Raw genomic sequence first — 14,828 nt, forward strand, 5'->3', positions numbered from 1 at the left:
TTTATGGCTGAATTGGTGCCGAAAGTGACTGGCAAAGTAGAAGTGGAAAAAGTAGCAGGACCAGGGCGTGAAGCGTGGAGAAGTTTCAGTAAGAATAAAGTGGCCGTTGTCGGCGCTGGAATTGTAGTCTTCTTTATTCTATTGGCGATATTCGGTCCGTGGATTGCAAAAGAAGGTATTAATGATCAAGTTTTAGCGGATCGGCTTCTCCCTCCTTCGAGTGAGTATTGGCTTGGAACAGATGACCTTGGCAGAGATATTCTTTCGAGAATTATCCATGGGTCGCGTATTTCTTTATCGGTTGGTTTCTTCTCGGTGATTGGGTCGGTTGTAATCGGAAGCATATTAGGGGTTGTTGCAGGGTACTATGGTCGTTGGGTAGACACGATTATCTCACGGATATTCGATATTATGCTGGCATTTCCCTCTATTTTATTGGCGATTGCGATTGTGTCTGTGTTAGGACCGAGCTTACGCAATGCGTTAATAGCCATTGCGATTATTAATGTACCGAACTTTGGGCGGCTCATCCGTTCAAAAGTATTGAGTATTAAAGAAGATGAGTATATTATGGCGGCAAAAGCGATTGGGATGAAGGATGTACGGATTCTCTACTCGCATATCTTACCGAATTCGATGGCTCCCGTAATTGTCCAAGGTACGCTTGCGATTGCAACAGCAATTTTGGAAACAGCTGCCCTTGGATTCCTGGGGTTAGGTGCACAGGCGCCGCAACCTGAATGGGGAACAATCCTTGCAGACTCGAAAAACTACATGCAATCTGCTCCGTGGACAATGATTTTCCCGGGACTGGCAATTATGTTCACCGTCCTCGGCTTTAACTTAATGGGTGATGGTTTGCGTGATGCACTCGATCCTCGGATGAAGAGTTAAATCAATTACACCGAGGCGCAATTGCGTCCAAATTTTGAATTGCGCTTGCGCAATTAACTCCCCTCAAAATTTGTGACATCCTCCGGAGGATCACCTTACATCAGCAGGGGTTTTCTGCTGATGTAAGGTGAAAAAAAGTAGCGCTAGGGTTATTGATCCCGGCGCTACTTTTTTTAATAAATGTCTTCTTTTAACTTCATGTTTATTTCGTTATTATGGTACTTTTGGAATGACACAATAAGTTTATCAAGATGCTCAAGTTGTTCTTCGTAATTCAATATAGCTGATAGAATATGAAGAAGATGATAAGTTGAAAACTCTTCTTCTTCTTTCGTAATTGCAATTTCCTTCACAAATATCTCCATGACTTCGTGTCGTTGTATATAGTCATTCGTATGGTTAGGGTTCATTTTATCAGCCTTTAGCTTACCGACAAACTTTAAGTGGAGCTGTTCGTGGTAAGTGAGTAAGGTATCCAGACGCTCTTGCACCATCATTCGGAAATGTTCGGGTAGGTTAATGAGCTCGTTTTCGAATTGATGTAGTCTTTTTAACACATGATAGCTACTTCCAGAAGTCGTTATCATCTGTCTGTAAATCACAAGTTTTCTCGCTTTTGTTCTTGAACTCTTTTTGAAGTAGCTTCGTTCTTCTTTAAATAGAAGGTAAAATTCATCGACTTGTGTAAGGCGTTCCTTCAATTTTGTTATCGACTTCTTTGTTGCGATATGATCTGATGCTTGTCTGCCAGCGAGTCGAGTCCAACGGATGATTTCATCTTGTGCCTGGTGGATAGACTCGAACAATTTCGTTTCATATTTTGGAGGCATGAATAGCAAGTTAACGACGAAAGCTGCTAGTACTCCTGTCAGAATTGTTAAAAACCGCAGTAATGCGAATGACAAGAATTCATCGCCTTTGATCTCCATAATGGCAATCATCACAACAAGCGCTAACGAAATCGATTTATCCAGTCCGAATTTAAGCATGATTAAGATGATAATAACTGCTGCAAGGCCTACCACGACTAACTGGTGACCAAAAAGAAGAACGAAAGTAACGGCAATAACCGCACCAATGATATTACCTTGGATTTGTTCAATAATTGTCAAATAGGATCTGTATATTGTAGGTTGAATGGCAAAAATGGCTGCAATCCCTGCAAATACAGGATTCGGAAATTGTAACAGCTCTGCTAGGAACAATGCGAATACAATCGCAATGCCCGTTTTAAAAATGCGGGCACCAAGTTTCATGAAATTATTCCTTTCTAATAAGACCGTTTTTCGCTACTGTACCCTAAAAGTGGTCATATGGTCAATCGTTCAACATAGTTGCAAGTTCTTTAAAGGATTTATCGACTGCAATGAGTGTGTCCTGAATGTCTTGTTCTGTGTGAGCAGTTGTTAAAAACCACGCTTCATACTTCGATGGTGCAAGATTAATGCCATTTTTCAGCATCAATTTAAAGAACTTCGCGAATGTCTCGCCGTCTGTCGCTTCAGCTTGGTCGTAGTTTTCTACTTTTACATTTGTGAAAAATAATGTAAGAGCTCCTCCTAGACGATTTGTTGTTAAAGTAATGCCATGTTCCTTAGCAGAAGCTACTACGCCTGCTTCAAGAATAGCGCCAAGGCGATCCATTTCTTCGTAAACACCAGGTGTTTGGAGAACTTCCAAACAAGCGATACCTGCGAGCATGGAAGCCGGATTTCCAGCCATTGTTCCCGCTTGATAAGCAGGTCCTAAAGGTGCAACTTGTTCCATAATTTCTTTTTTACCACCATAAGCACCAATTGGTAATCCGCCACCAATGATTTTACCAAAAGCGGTTAAATCTGGAGTAAGCCCAAGTAAATCTTGTGCACCACCATAATGGAAGCGGAATGCCGTAATTACTTCATCATAGACGATTAAAGCGCCTTTTTCAGCGGCAAGCTCATGGACAAGTGGCAGGAATCCTTCGTTAGGCTCGACAATCCCGAAGTTCCCGACGATAGGCTCGACAAGGACACAAGCGATTTCGTCGCCCCATTTTTCCATTGCTTCCTTATAAGCTGCTGGATTGTTGAATGGAATTGTGATGACCTCTTCAGCAATGGACTTTGGTACACCGGCGGAATCAGGAGTTCCAAGAGTAGCTGGACCAGAACCAGCAGCAACGAGTACAAGATCCGAATGGCCATGGTAGCAGCCTGCGAACTTCATAATTTTAGTTCGGCCAGTATAGGCACGAGAAACACGGATGGTTGTCATAACAGCCTCCGTTCCAGAGTTCACAAAACGGACTTTATCCATACCGGGCATAGCTTCCTTCAACATCTTGGCGAATTTTACTTCGTGGCGTGTAGGTGTTCCGTACAGAACCCCTGTTTTGGCCGCTGCCACAATGGCTTCTGTAATATGTGGATGCGCATGCCCTGTAATAATTGGGCCATACGCTGCCAAGTAATCAATGTATTTGTTGCCATCGACATCCCAGAAATAAGCGCCTTCTGCACGCTCCATTACAGTAGGTGCTCCGCCGCCAACAGCGCGGTATGCTCGTGATGGACTATTCACTCCTCCAACAATATGTTCACATGCTTCATTATAAATTTGCTCTGAATTTGTTCTAATCATACTAATTCCTCCGTTCGATTGACTACCCTTCTATTGTAAACAAAATAGAGCCTATACGCCAAAGAAATTGAAACTAAAGGGGATGTTAGGTAGGATTAAGATGAAAAGCGGTAGAGTCCTAAGCATTTGGCTGCCGCAGTCTAGAAACTAAGAGTATATAGGAGGAATAGATGATGACGACACTTGAGGGGTTGCATGCACCAGGATTTTCATTGCCAAATGAGAGTGGGGATGTAGTTTCATTACAAGACTTTGCTGGTAAGAAGTATGTGGTTCTTTATTTTTATCCGAAAGATGCGACGCCGGGCTGTACGACGCAGGCGTGTGATTTTCGTGATGCCTATGAGGATTTTAGTGAACTGAATGCAGTTGTGCTTGGGGTCAGTCCGGATGGTGAGACTTCACATACCAAGTTTATTGGAAAGCACGGGCTTCCATTTTCTCTTTTGGTCGATGAAAATCATGAAGTTGCAGAACGATACGATGTTTGGAAGTTGAAGAAGAACTTCGGTAAGGAGTATATGGGTATTGAGCGTTCGACGTTTTTGATTGATCCGACAGGGACGGTCGTTAAAGAGTGGCGTAAGGTGAAAGTTAAAGGGCATATAGAGGAAGCACTTGCGACGTTAGGGCAGTTGACGAAATCTTGAGGTTGATGGGAGAATGAATGATGGAAGTACTATTCACCTTTGATATAAAAGATCATCAGAAAGAACACTTGTTGACGAAGTTTCCTAAAGTGTCTTTTCACTACGATAGAAGTCCAGAAGTGCAGCAGGTGGAAAAGGCCAATGCAATTGTTACTTATGGTGGGGACATAGATGTAGCGTTACTCAACCAGGCGAAATCGCTTGAGTGGCTGATGGTTGCCTCGGCAGGTGTAGAAAAAATGCCACTTGCTGAAATTGCGAAGAGGAAACTAGTGATGTCAAACGTGCGTGGCATTCATAAAACGCCAATGGCTGAATCTGTGCTTGCGCATATATTAGCGCTAAAGCGATCGCTGCCACTCATTTATCAACGTCAACAAGCGAAGGAATGGAGTCGGAAAGTCGGTTCAACTGAATTAAAAGGATCGACAGCGCTTATTCTTGGACCTGGTGCAATCGGCTCGGAAATCGGTAGACTGCTCCAAGCGTTTGGCGTCAAAACAATTGGTTGTAACCGTTCAGGTAAAGCATGTGCATCGATGGATGAAATAATAGTCTTTGATCAGTTGGTCGACAGATTGGTCGAAGCCGATTATGTTATTTCGGTATTGCCGAGTACACCGGAGACGAAAAGGCTTCTTACGAAACAACATTTCGAAGCAATGAAAGAAACTACCGTGTTCATGAACTTTGGTCGTGGTGATCTAGTCGATGAAGTGCTTCTTATAGAAGTATTAAAAAATGAAGTCATTGGACATGCAGTGCTCGACGTCTTTGAAACAGAGCCACTAGCTATTGAAAATGAATTATGGTCACTTCCGAATTGTACGGTTTCACCACATGTCTCTAGCCTATCAGGGAAATATGTCGATAGGGCTCTTGTGATTGTTGAAGAGAATTTGGAGAAGTGGCTAAAGGGTGATCGTAATCTCCAGAATTTGATTGACCTAGAGGATGGTTACTAACTTGAATCAGCTACAAAAACTAAATACTAAACATGGGTCTGCCTCTGCCTAGGCGCTTTAGTTGACATATGCACCCTAATTTCAGTAAACTAATTATAATAATTATAAAGAGATAATCTTTGTGGATTGGGGTGCATGCATGATGTCTGAAGCAAGATTGAAAGAAGCCTTAGACGCATTGAAAAAAAGTGGCGTAAGAATTACTCCACAACGACATGCGATCTTAGAGTATCTCATCTCTTCTGAATTACATCCAACTGCTGATGAAATATATAAATCACTAGAAAGTGATTTTCCTAACATGAGTGTGGCGACAGTCTATAATAATCTACGTGTATTCAGAAATGCTGGGCTTGTTAAAGAGCTGACTTACGGAGATGCTTCGAGTCGCTTTGATTTTGTGACAAATGATCACTATCATATTATTTGCAATGAATGTGGAACAATTGTTGACTTCCATCATCCTGGTCTTGAAGAAGTTGAGCGTTTAGCTTCCCATGTAACAGGATTTGAAGTGAATTCACATCGCCTTGAAGTATATGGGACATGTCCAGCATGTGCTTTAAGTGTTGCAAGTATTAATTAAAAAAAACGTCTGATCTACTTCGTTAAGAAGCTAGATCGGACGTTTTTTATTTTGTATCATCTGTAGGCTCAGCCGTTTGCTTTTGAGGACGGTTATAGGCTACATCAAATTCTTTACCTTCTAATGATGGGTCTAGTGTTAGCGGCTCGCGACAATGTCCACACATATCGACACGACCGAGCATTTTTGTATGTCTACCGCAACTAGGACATTGAATTTGTACGGCTCGTGTAGATAAGGTCCCAATCCACGCGTAAACTATGGTGCTGGCGATGATGGAGAGAAAGCCAAGTACCATGAAAATAAGCATAACGATCTCATTCGATCTGAAGAAAATCCCGATATACATGATAACAACCCCGATGAATATGAGCGAAAGGGCGAATGAACGTATTCGGTTTATCTTATTTTTATATGGTTTCATCCAGTGTACCTCCTTGATATATCCCCAATTACTATAGCATATATTTTGCTTTTTACGTTATTTAACCTTCTTTCAATGAAGGATATTCATATCCTCTTGTCGAAAGGAAATGACAGGGAGGTGTGGTAGTGGAGCAGGTACTTAGGCCAATTTATCAGGAACGGGCAAGTTTTCCAGAGACGCTAGGCGTCATTCTTGTAGAAAAAAGGGGTAAAGGGGATCCAATTACGGATACATTTGATGCAATCCTCTTGATCATTACCGCTGACGAGGAAATCCCTATCTTTACGAAGCATTATACGGATGGAAATGGGAAAGCTGCAATGCATATTATTAGTGAAAAGCAATTACGAAAATGGTTACTTCTTGGTTCAAAACGAAAAGTGGTAGATTGGTTATTCTACGGTAAAGTTTTCTTTGATCGCAATGAATTCGTGGAACAATTGCGCACAGAATTACAAGAGTATCCTTTTTACGGGCAGAAGATGAAGATGGGTCTCGAATTTTCAAAGCTTGTACGAGGTTATATGGAAGGAAAGACTTTTTTCGAGCAAGGGAACTATATGGATGCCTACCATCATGTAGTTGAATCGCTTCATCATCTTGCCAGACTTGCAGTTATTGAGAATGGATTGTTCCCAGAAGTGACGGTATGGTCGCAGGTGAAAAAGATTGACCCCGCGATTTATAAATTATATGAAGAGTTAATCATGAGTGAAGAACCCCTAGAGAAACGATTAGAATTGCTGTTTCTTGCAAGCGAGTTCTTTATTCATAACAGAACGGCCGATGGAGCTAGACATATTATGGATGTTATGGCTGCACAAAAGCTATGGACGATTCAAGAACTCCATGAGCATGAAGAGGTTAGGATGTACTCAATCGACTTAGAGGTATTTATTGAATTTCTTATTGATAAAGGATTTATTCAAGTCGTTCAGAGTGATTCAAAAAACGATTTGATCTTTCATAGGGATTATAGTGTAGAGTGATTTGAATCGGTAGTAACTACCGGACTATTTAACTTTAGTCAGCAGGCATTTGTATACTCATTGAATTGGGTTACCCATTTTGTACGGGTCACTTATATAGAAGTAAGAGGCTTCTGCTGAATAAAGTTGAATTAGTTTCGTTAATTTTGTTGACAATTAAATATGACCCATGCTAATATGATAAACGTCGCTTAGGAAATAAAGTTAAATAGCTAAGAGACGAATCATAATTACCTTGAAAAAAGAAAACGAAAATAGTCGTTGACTCATTCAAAGTAAAATGCTAAGATAGAAAACGTTGCTCCTCAGACATTGTGAAAATGACAAAAAAGAAAATGAAATTAGTTGTTGACATGAGGGACGCAAATTGATATGATATAAAAGTTGCTTACGAAATAACGGCGACAAACAATATCAACATGAACCTTGAAAACTGAACAGCAAAACGTCAATGAAATACAGCAAGAGTGCTTAACGCACTTGAGCAAACACATGACATTATTAATTTAATGCCAGCAAAGAAACTCGAGCTATTCAAGTTTCTCTTATTGTACAGCTGGTGGACGAGACGTAGTGCAGTGCTAGGAGACGAGTGAGTGAAAGAGGGAGCGTGCTTTTGGGCACGTGACCGATTGAACGAACGAAGTCGACAACGCAATGTGCTGCGTATCGTCCGCCAGGTATTATGGAGAGTTTGATCCTGGCTCAGGACGAACGCTGGCGGCATGCCTAATACATGCAAGTCGAGCGGACGTTTCAGAGAGCTTGCTCTTTGAAACGTTAGCGGCGGACGGGTGAGTAACACGTGGGCAACCTGCCCTACAGATGGGGATAACTCCGGGAAACCGGGGCTAATACCGAATAATCAGTTGGTTCGCATGAACCAACTCTGAAAGACGGCATCTCGCTGTCACTGTAGGATGGGCCCGCGGCGCATTAGCTAGTTGGTGGGGTAATGGCCTACCAAGGCGACGATGCGTAGCCGACCTGAGAGGGTGATCGGCCACACTGGGACTGAGACACGGCCCAGACTCCTACGGGAGGCAGCAGTAGGGAATCTTCCACAATGGACGAAAGTCTGATGGAGCAATGCCGCGTGAGCGAAGAAGGTTTTCGGATCGTAAAGCTCTGTTGTAAGGGAAGAACACGTACGGGAGTAACTGCCCGTACCTTGACGGTACCTTATTAGAAAGCCACGGCTAACTACGTGCCAGCAGCCGCGGTAATACGTAGGTGGCAAGCGTTGTCCGGAATTATTGGGCGTAAAGCGCGCGCAGGCGGTCCTTTAAGTCTGATGTGAAAGCCCACGGCTCAACCGTGGAGGGTCATTGGAAACTGGGGGACTTGAGTACAGAAGAGGAAAGCGGAATTCCACGTGTAGCGGTGAAATGCGTAGAGATGTGGAGGAACACCAGTGGCGAAGGCGGCTTTCTGGTCTGTAACTGACGCTGAGGCGCGAAAGCGTGGGGAGCAAACAGGATTAGATACCCTGGTAGTCCACGCCGTAAACGATGAGTGCTAAGTGTTAGGGGGTTTCCGCCCCTTAGTGCTGCAGCTAACGCATTAAGCACTCCGCCTGGGGAGTACGGCCGCAAGGCTGAAACTCAAAGGAATTGACGGGGACCCGCACAAGCGGTGGAGCATGTGGTTTAATTCGAAGCAACGCGAAGAACCTTACCAGGTCTTGACATCCCACTGACCGGTGTAGAGATACGCCTTTCCCTTCGGGGACAGTGGTGACAGGTGGTGCATGGTTGTCGTCAGCTCGTGTCGTGAGATGTTGGGTTAAGTCCCGCAACGAGCGCAACCCTTGATCTTAGTTGCCAGCATTCAGTTGGGCACTCTAAGGTGACTGCCGGTGACAAACCGGAGGAAGGTGGGGATGACGTCAAATCATCATGCCCCTTATGACCTGGGCTACACACGTGCTACAATGGATGATACAGAGGGTTGCCAACCCGCGAGGGGGAGCCAATCCCATAAAATCATTCCCAGTTCGGATTGGAGGCTGCAACTCGCCTCCATGAAGCCGGAATCGCTAGTAATCGTGGATCAGCATGCCACGGTGAATACGTTCCCGGGTCTTGTACACACCGCCCGTCACACCACGAGAGTTTGTAACACCCGAAGTCGGTGGGGTAACCCTTACGGGAGCCAGCCGCCGAAGGTGGGACAGATGATTGGGGTGAAGTCGTAACAAGGTAGCCGTATCGGAAGGTGCGGCTGGATCACCTCCTTTCTAAGGAATTATTCGGAATGTAGACCCTTGGGGTCTGCACAAAAAGGGTAAACTATTTTATCGCATAGCGCGATAAAAAGTCCTATTGACGTTTTGCGTTCAGTTTTGAAGGTTTATCTTTTATAGATACAACTTCAAAACTTGTTCATTGAAAACTGGATAAAACGACATTGATAGTAACAAATCAAGAATCAACCAAATCATAAATAACTTGTTATTTATGATTGCAATACCTTTTTACGATTATTGAAGCATATCGCTATGCAACAATAATCACCTGAGGGTTTCAAGACGCAAGCAGTGCTAGGAAGCAAGTGAATGAACACCGGAGCGTGCTTTTGGGCACGTGAGGATGTGAATGAGCGCGCTGACAACGCAATGCGCAGTGTATTGAAAGCCGTTTAAGGTTAAGTTAGAAAGGGCGCATGGCGGATGCCTTGGCACTAGGAGCCTAAGAAGGACGGCACTAACACCGATATGCTCCGGGGAGCTGTAAGTAAGCTTTGATCCGGAGATTTCCGAATGGGGAAACCCACTACCCATAATGGGGTAGTACGTTTACGTGAATACATAGCGTAAACGAGGCAGACCCGGAGAACTGAAACATCTAAGTATCCGGAGGAAGAGAAAGAAACATCGATTCCCTGAGTAGCGGCGAGCGAAACGGGAAAAGCCCAAACCAGGAAGCTTGCTTCCTGGGGTTGTAGGACACTCTATACGGAGTTACAAAGGAATGGATTAGGCGAAGCGACCTGGAAAGGTCCGCCGTAGCGGGTAAAAGCCCCGTAGTCGAAAGTCCATTCTCTCCAGAGTGTATCCTGAGTACGGCGGAACACGTGAAATTCCGTCGGAATCCGGGAGGACCATCTCCCAAGGCTAAATACTCCCTAGTGACCGATAGTGAACCAGTACCGTGAGGGAAAGGTGAAAAGCACCCCGGAAGGGGAGTGAAATAGATCCTGAAACCATGTGCCTACAAGTTGTCAGAGCCCGTTAATGGGTGATGGCGTGCCTTTTGTAGAATGAACCGGCGAGTTACGATTCCATGCAAGGTTAAGCAGTGAATGCGGAGCCGCAGCGAAAGCGAGTCTGAATAGGGCGAATGAGTATGGGGTCGTAGACCCGAAACCAGGTGATCTACCCATGTCCAGGGTGAAGGTAAGGTAACACTTACTGGAGGCCCGAACCCACGTATGTTGAAAAATGCGGGGATGAGGTGTGGGTAGCGGTGAAATTCCAATCGAACCTGGAGATAGCTGGTTCTCTCCGAAATAGCTTTAGGGCTAGCCTCAAACTTAAGAATCTCGGAGGTAGAGCACTGTTTGGACTAGGGGCCCATCCCGGGTTACCGAATTCAGACAAACTCCGAATGCCGATGATTTATGTTTGGGAGTCAGACTGCGGGTGATAAGATCCGTAGTCGAGAGGGAAACAGCCCAGACCACCAGTTAAGGTCCCCAAGTATTCGTTAAGTGGAAAAGGATGTGGCGTTGCCCAGACAACCAGGATGTTGGCTCAGAAGCAGCCATCATTTAAAGAGTGCGTAATAGCTCACTGGTCGAGTGGCGCTGCGCCGAAAATGTACCGGGGCTAAACGAATCACCGAAACTGTGGATTGACACCTTTGGTGTCAGTGGTAGGAGAGCGTTCCAAGGGCGTCGAAGCTAGACCGTAAGGACTGGTGGAGCGCTTGGAAGTGAGAATGCCGGTATGAGTAGCGAAAGAAGGGTGAGAATCCCTTCCACCGAATGCCCAAGGTTTCCTGAGGAAGGCTCGTCCGCTCAGGGTTAGTCAGGACCTAAGTCGAGGCCGAAAGGCGTAGACGATGGATAACAGGTTGATATTCCTGTACCACCTCCCCGCCGTTTGAGTAATGGGGGGACGCAGTAGGATAGGGTGAGCGCACTGTTGGTTATGTGCGTCTAAGCAGTAAGGTGTGGAATGAGGCAAATCCCGTTCCTATAACATTGAGCTGTGATGGCGAGGAGATTTATCTCCGGAGTCCCTGATTTCACGCTGCCAAGAAAAGCCTCTAGCGAGGCGGGAGGTGCCTGTACCGCAAACCGACACAGGTAGGCGAGGAGAGAATCCTAAGGTGATCGAGAGAACTCTCGTTAAGGAACTCGGCAAAATGACCCCGTAACTTCGGGAGAAGGGGTGCTCTGGTAGGGTGTTAAAGCCCGAGAGAGCCGCAGTGAATAGGCCCAGGCGACTGTTTAGCAAAAACACAGGTCTCTGCAAAACCGTAAGGTGAAGTATAGGGGCTGACGCCTGCCCGGTGCTGGAAGGTTAAGAGGAGAGGTCAGCGCAAGCGAAGCTTTGAATTGAAGCCCCAGTAAACGGCGGCCGTAACTATAACGGTCCTAAGGTAGCGAAATTCCTTGTCGGGTAAGTTCCGACCCGCACGAAAGGCGTAACGATCTGGGCACTGTCTCAACGAGAGACTCGGTGAAATTATAATACCTGTGAAGATGCAGGTTACCCGCGACAGGACGGAAAGACCCCGTGGAGCTTTACTGTAACCTGATATTGAATTCCGGTGCAGCCTGTACAGGATAGGTAGGAGCCTAAGATTCCGGAGCGCCAGCTTCGGAGGAGGCGTTGGTGGGATACTACCCTGGCTGTATTGGACTTCTAACCCATGCCCCTTATCGGGGCAGGAGACAGTGTCAGGCGGACAGTTTGACTGGGGCGGTCGCCTCCTAAAGAGTAACGGAGGCGCCCAAAGGTTCCCTCAGAATGGTTGGACATCATTCGTAGAGTGCAAAGGCATAAGGGAGCTTGACTGCGAGACCTACAAGTCGAGCAGGGTCGAAAGACGGGCTTAGTGATCCGGTGGTTCCGCATGGAAGGGCCATCGCTCAACGGATAAAAGCTACCCCGGGGATAACAGGCTTATCTCCCCCAAGAGTCCACATCGACGGGGAGGTTTGGCACCTCGATGTCGGCTCATCGCATCCTGGGGCTGTAGTCGGTCCCAAGGGTTGGGCTGTTCGCCCATTAAAGCGGTACGCGAGCTGGGTTCAGAACGTCGTGAGACAGTTCGGTCCCTATCCGTCGCGGGCGCAGGAAATTTGAGAGGAGCTGTCCTTAGTACGAGAGGACCGGGATGGACACACCGCTGGTGTACCAGTTGTCTTGCCAAAGGCATCGCTGGGTAGCTATGTGTGGACGGGATAAATGCTGAAAGCATCTAAGCATGAAGCCCCCCTCGAGATGAGATTTCCCATTACGCAAGTAAGTAAGTTCCCTCAAAGAAGATGAGGTTGATAGGTCTGGGGTGGAAGCACGGCGACGTGTGGAGCTGACAGATACTAATCGAACGAGGACTTAACCTTCTAGTAAAAAGGGCAGGTTGGCCCTGATTTGTGAAAAAAGGAAGATTTTCTTAGCTGAAATACGCTAAAAAATCTTAATGTCAGTTTTATTCAGTTTTGAGCGAACAAAATTAATTATTTTGAAAAAAACGCTTGCAATTACTCATAAGATTTGATATAATAATTATTGTCTTGTGAAAACAGTCTAGTGATGATGGCGAAGAGGTCACACCCGTTCCCATCCCGAACACGGAAGTTAAGCTCTTCAGCGCCAATGGTAGTTGGGGGTTTCCCCCTGCAAGAGTAGGACATCGCTGGGCTGTTATTCTCAAAGAACATACTAACTGTATGATTTGTAATATTATTCCGCAGTAGCTCAGTGGTAGAGCAATCGGCTGTTAACCGATCGGTCGTAGGTTCGAGTCCTACCTGCGGAGCCATTTAGGAGAGCTGTCCGAGTGGCCGAAGGAGCACGATTGGAAATCGTGTAGGCGGCTAACGCTGTCTCAAGGGTTCAAATCCCTTGCTCTCCGCCAGTTAAGCTTATCTATCTAGTATGGCCCCTTGGTCAAGCGGTTAAGACACCGCCCTTTCACGGCGGTAACACGGGTTCGAATCCCGTAGGGGTCACCATTTTACTTCAATAATTTCTTCAATCCAAAGAATACTCCCGGTAAAAGTGGGAGAAGCGAGTAGAACAAGGAAACGATTGAGAGAACGAAGGAGCGTACATAAGTACGTTACTGAGTAAGCGAATGAAGTTGACGCAGTAATGCGAAGCTTATCAAAACTTTATCAAAGTGCACTTCTTTGATAATAGTTACCCTTAATATTACCCAGGAGGATTAGCTCAGCTGGGAGAGCACCTGCCTTACAAGCAGGGGGTCGGCGGTTCGAGCCCGTCATCCTCCACCATTATATTTTCTAGTAGTTATATTATTGTCGCGGGGTGGAGCAGTGGTAGCTCGTCGGGCTCATAACCCGAAGGTCACAGGTTCAAATCCTGTCCCCGCAACCAAATGGTCCCGTGGTGTAGCGGTTAACATGCCTGCCTGTCACGCAGGAGATCGCCGGTTCGATCCCGGTCGGGACCGCCATTTTTTTAAAAAATGAATACTTGTATGGCTCAGTAGCTCAGTCGGTAGAGCAAAGGACTGAAAATCCTTGTGTCGGCGGTTCGATTCCGTCCTGAGCCATCATTTAAATTCCATGTGCCGGTGTAGCTCAATTGGTAGAGCAACTGACTTGTAATCAGTAGGTTGAGGGTTCAAGTCCTTTCGCCGGCACCATTACTTTATATTGGTGGGGTAGCGAAGTGGCTAAACGCGGCGGACTGTAAATCCGCTCCCTCCGGGTTCGGCGGTTCGAATCCGTCCCCCACCACCAATTTTTCAACACGAACTGCTTGTTGAAAAACCATTTACAGGGGCATAGTTTAACGGTAGAATAGAGGTCTCCAAAACCTTTGATGTGGGTTCGATTCCTACTGCCCCTGCCATTTTTCTCACATATTGTGGCGGTTGTGGCGAAGTGGTTAACGCATCGGATTGTGATTCCGACATTCGGGGGTTCGATTCCCCTCAGTCGCCCCATGATTTTTAAAAAATAATTTAATTGAATAGTTATAGTGGCGGTCGTGGCGAAGTGGTTAACGCATCGGATTGTGATTCCGACATTCGGGGGTTCGATTCCCCTCGTCCGCCCCATTTGTTTTTGGGGTATAGCCAAGCGGTAAGGCAACGGACTTTGACTCCGTCATTCGTTGGTTCGAATCCAGCTACCCCAGTAAGATTTTTTAGCGTGAATTTCGCTAAAAGAATCATCAGTTTCGCGGAAGTAGTTCAGTGGTAGAATACGACCTTGCCAAGGTCGGGGTCGCGGGTTCGAATCCCGTCTTCCGCTCCATTATTCTACGGCGGCATAGCCAAGCGGTAAGGCATGGGTCTGCAACACCCTTATCACCGGTTCGATTCCGGTTGCCGCCTCCAATCTTCTTATCGAGTGGTTTTGTGAAATGAATAGTAATTATGCCCGAGTGGTGGAATGGCAGACACGTCGCACTCAAAATGCGATGCCGCGAGGCGTGCCGGTTCAAGTCCGGCCTCGGGTATCAAGTAAAAAAGACATAACTTCGGTTAT

At 45.9% G+C, this 14,828-nt stretch carries 8 protein-coding genes, 16 tRNA genes and 3 rRNA genes; 24 read left to right on the forward strand and 3 right to left on the reverse strand.

Annotated elements, in window-relative coordinates:
- Positions 1-3 precede the first annotated feature (3 nt).
- Positions 4-894: a nickel transporter permease gene (nikC, locus tag N1I80_RS04035; RefSeq protein WP_340736675.1), complete on the forward strand. Its 891-nt coding sequence runs from the start codon at positions 4-6 to the stop codon at positions 892-894.
- Positions 895-1,067: 173 nt separating this feature from the next.
- Here the strand turns inward: nikC and N1I80_RS04040 are convergent, their stop codons facing one another.
- Together N1I80_RS04040 and N1I80_RS04045 are read right to left on the reverse strand one after the other, a co-directional pair.
- Positions 1,068-2,150 carry an FUSC family protein gene (locus tag N1I80_RS04040; protein ID WP_340736676.1) on the reverse strand — a complete coding sequence of 361 codons (1,083 nt, stop codon included), beginning with the start codon at positions 2,148-2,150 and terminating at the stop codon, positions 1,068-1,070.
- 61 nt (positions 2,151-2,211) lie between these two features.
- Complete coding sequence (locus N1I80_RS04045) at positions 2,212-3,516, reverse strand: glutamate-1-semialdehyde 2,1-aminomutase (RefSeq protein WP_340736677.1); 1,305 nt, start codon at positions 3,514-3,516, stop codon at positions 2,212-2,214.
- Positions 3,517-3,689: 173 nt separating this feature from the next.
- Between N1I80_RS04045 and bcp the strand changes: the two genes are divergently transcribed.
- The 3 genes from bcp to perR all read left to right on the forward strand — a co-directional run bounded on the left by bcp (position 3,690) and on the right by perR (position 5,717).
- Positions 3,690-4,166, forward strand: coding sequence for a thioredoxin-dependent thiol peroxidase (gene bcp / locus N1I80_RS04050; RefSeq protein ID WP_340736678.1), 477 nt, complete (start codon positions 3,690-3,692; stop codon positions 4,164-4,166).
- Between the two features lie 20 nt (positions 4,167-4,186).
- The gene (locus N1I80_RS04055; protein WP_340736679.1) at positions 4,187-5,131 is read left to right on the forward strand and encodes a D-2-hydroxyacid dehydrogenase; all 945 of its coding nucleotides are present in this window, start codon (positions 4,187-4,189) and stop codon (positions 5,129-5,131) included.
- A gap of 142 nt (positions 5,132-5,273) precedes the next feature.
- Positions 5,274-5,717 (forward strand): peroxide-responsive transcriptional repressor PerR, encoded by a 444-nt coding sequence (gene perR, locus N1I80_RS04060; protein WP_340736680.1) that lies wholly within the window; start codon positions 5,274-5,276, stop codon positions 5,715-5,717.
- Between the two features lie 46 nt (positions 5,718-5,763).
- Here perR and N1I80_RS04065 read toward each other — a convergent pair whose 3' ends face one another.
- Positions 5,764-6,141 (reverse strand): YgzB family protein, encoded by a 378-nt coding sequence (locus N1I80_RS04065; RefSeq protein WP_340736681.1) that lies wholly within the window; start codon positions 6,139-6,141, stop codon positions 5,764-5,766.
- Positions 6,142-6,269: 128 nt separating this feature from the next.
- On the opposite strand from N1I80_RS04065, the gene N1I80_RS04070 reads away from it, so the two are divergent.
- From N1I80_RS04070 to N1I80_RS04165, 20 genes are all read left to right on the forward strand, one after another.
- Positions 6,270-7,133, forward strand: a complete 864-nt coding sequence (locus N1I80_RS04070; protein ID WP_340736682.1) for a nucleotidyltransferase-like protein — start codon at positions 6,270-6,272, stop codon at positions 7,131-7,133.
- A 682-nt stretch (positions 7,134-7,815) separates the two neighbouring features.
- Positions 7,816-9,372, forward strand: a 16S ribosomal RNA gene (locus N1I80_RS04075).
- Positions 9,373-9,777: 405 nt separating this feature from the next.
- A 23S ribosomal RNA gene (locus tag N1I80_RS04080) occupies positions 9,778-12,710 on the forward strand.
- A gap of 183 nt (positions 12,711-12,893) precedes the next feature.
- A 5S ribosomal RNA gene (rrf, locus tag N1I80_RS04085) occupies positions 12,894-13,009 on the forward strand.
- The 16S, 23S and 5S rRNA genes sit together here with 16 tRNA genes alongside, the layout of an rRNA operon.
- A gap of 45 nt (positions 13,010-13,054) precedes the next feature.
- Positions 13,055-13,129: transfer RNA gene (locus N1I80_RS04090), tRNA-Asn, on the forward strand.
- 4 nt (positions 13,130-13,133) lie between these two features.
- Positions 13,134-13,225, forward strand: a tRNA-Ser gene (locus N1I80_RS04095).
- Between the two features lie 22 nt (positions 13,226-13,247).
- Positions 13,248-13,322 (forward strand) — tRNA-Glu (locus N1I80_RS04100).
- Positions 13,323-13,528: 206 nt separating this feature from the next.
- A tRNA-Val gene (locus N1I80_RS04105) sits at positions 13,529-13,604 on the forward strand.
- A gap of 28 nt (positions 13,605-13,632) precedes the next feature.
- A tRNA-Met gene (locus N1I80_RS04110) sits at positions 13,633-13,707 on the forward strand.
- Positions 13,708-13,710: 3 nt separating this feature from the next.
- Positions 13,711-13,786 (forward strand) — tRNA-Asp (locus N1I80_RS04115).
- 26 nt (positions 13,787-13,812) lie between these two features.
- A tRNA-Phe gene (locus N1I80_RS04120) sits at positions 13,813-13,885 on the forward strand.
- A 17-nt stretch (positions 13,886-13,902) separates the two neighbouring features.
- Positions 13,903-13,978 (forward strand) — tRNA-Thr (locus N1I80_RS04125).
- Positions 13,979-13,990: 12 nt separating this feature from the next.
- Positions 13,991-14,075, forward strand: a tRNA-Tyr gene (locus tag N1I80_RS04130).
- Between the two features lie 38 nt (positions 14,076-14,113).
- Positions 14,114-14,187 (forward strand) — tRNA-Trp (locus N1I80_RS04135).
- An 18-nt stretch (positions 14,188-14,205) separates the two neighbouring features.
- Positions 14,206-14,281 (forward strand) — tRNA-His (locus N1I80_RS04140).
- Positions 14,282-14,319: 38 nt separating this feature from the next.
- Positions 14,320-14,395 (forward strand) — tRNA-His (locus N1I80_RS04145).
- Positions 14,396-14,403: 8 nt separating this feature from the next.
- Positions 14,404-14,475, forward strand: a tRNA-Gln gene (locus N1I80_RS04150).
- 44 nt (positions 14,476-14,519) lie between these two features.
- Positions 14,520-14,594 (forward strand) — tRNA-Gly (locus N1I80_RS04155).
- Positions 14,595-14,603: 9 nt separating this feature from the next.
- Positions 14,604-14,677: transfer RNA gene (locus tag N1I80_RS04160), tRNA-Cys, on the forward strand.
- Between the two features lie 41 nt (positions 14,678-14,718).
- Positions 14,719-14,799 (forward strand) — tRNA-Leu (locus N1I80_RS04165).
- Positions 14,800-14,828 lie beyond the last annotated feature (29 nt).

The sequence above is a fragment of the Sporosarcina sp. FSL K6-3457 genome (assembly GCF_038007285.1).
Lineage (GTDB): Bacteria > Bacillota > Bacilli > Bacillales_A > Planococcaceae > Sporosarcina.

Excerpts from the sequence above, each read along its gene's own strand:
- nikC (WP_340736675.1), top strand. The coding sequence starts at position 4 with ATGGCTGAATTGGTGCCGAAAGTGACTGGCAAAGTAGAAGTGGAAAAA.
- N1I80_RS04040 (WP_340736676.1), bottom strand. The coding sequence starts at position 2,150 with ATGAAACTTGGTGCCCGCATTTTTAAAACGGGCATTGCGATTGTATTC.
- N1I80_RS04045 (WP_340736677.1), bottom strand. The coding sequence starts at position 3,516 with ATGATTAGAACAAATTCAGAGCAAATTTATAATGAAGCATGTGAACAT.
- bcp (WP_340736678.1), top strand. The coding sequence starts at position 3,690 with ATGACGACACTTGAGGGGTTGCATGCACCAGGATTTTCATTGCCAAAT.
- N1I80_RS04055 (WP_340736679.1), top strand. The coding sequence starts at position 4,187 with ATGGAAGTACTATTCACCTTTGATATAAAAGATCATCAGAAAGAACAC.
- perR (WP_340736680.1), top strand. The coding sequence starts at position 5,274 with ATGTCTGAAGCAAGATTGAAAGAAGCCTTAGACGCATTGAAAAAAAGT.
- N1I80_RS04065 (WP_340736681.1), bottom strand. The coding sequence starts at position 6,141 with ATGAAACCATATAAAAATAAGATAAACCGAATACGTTCATTCGCCCTT.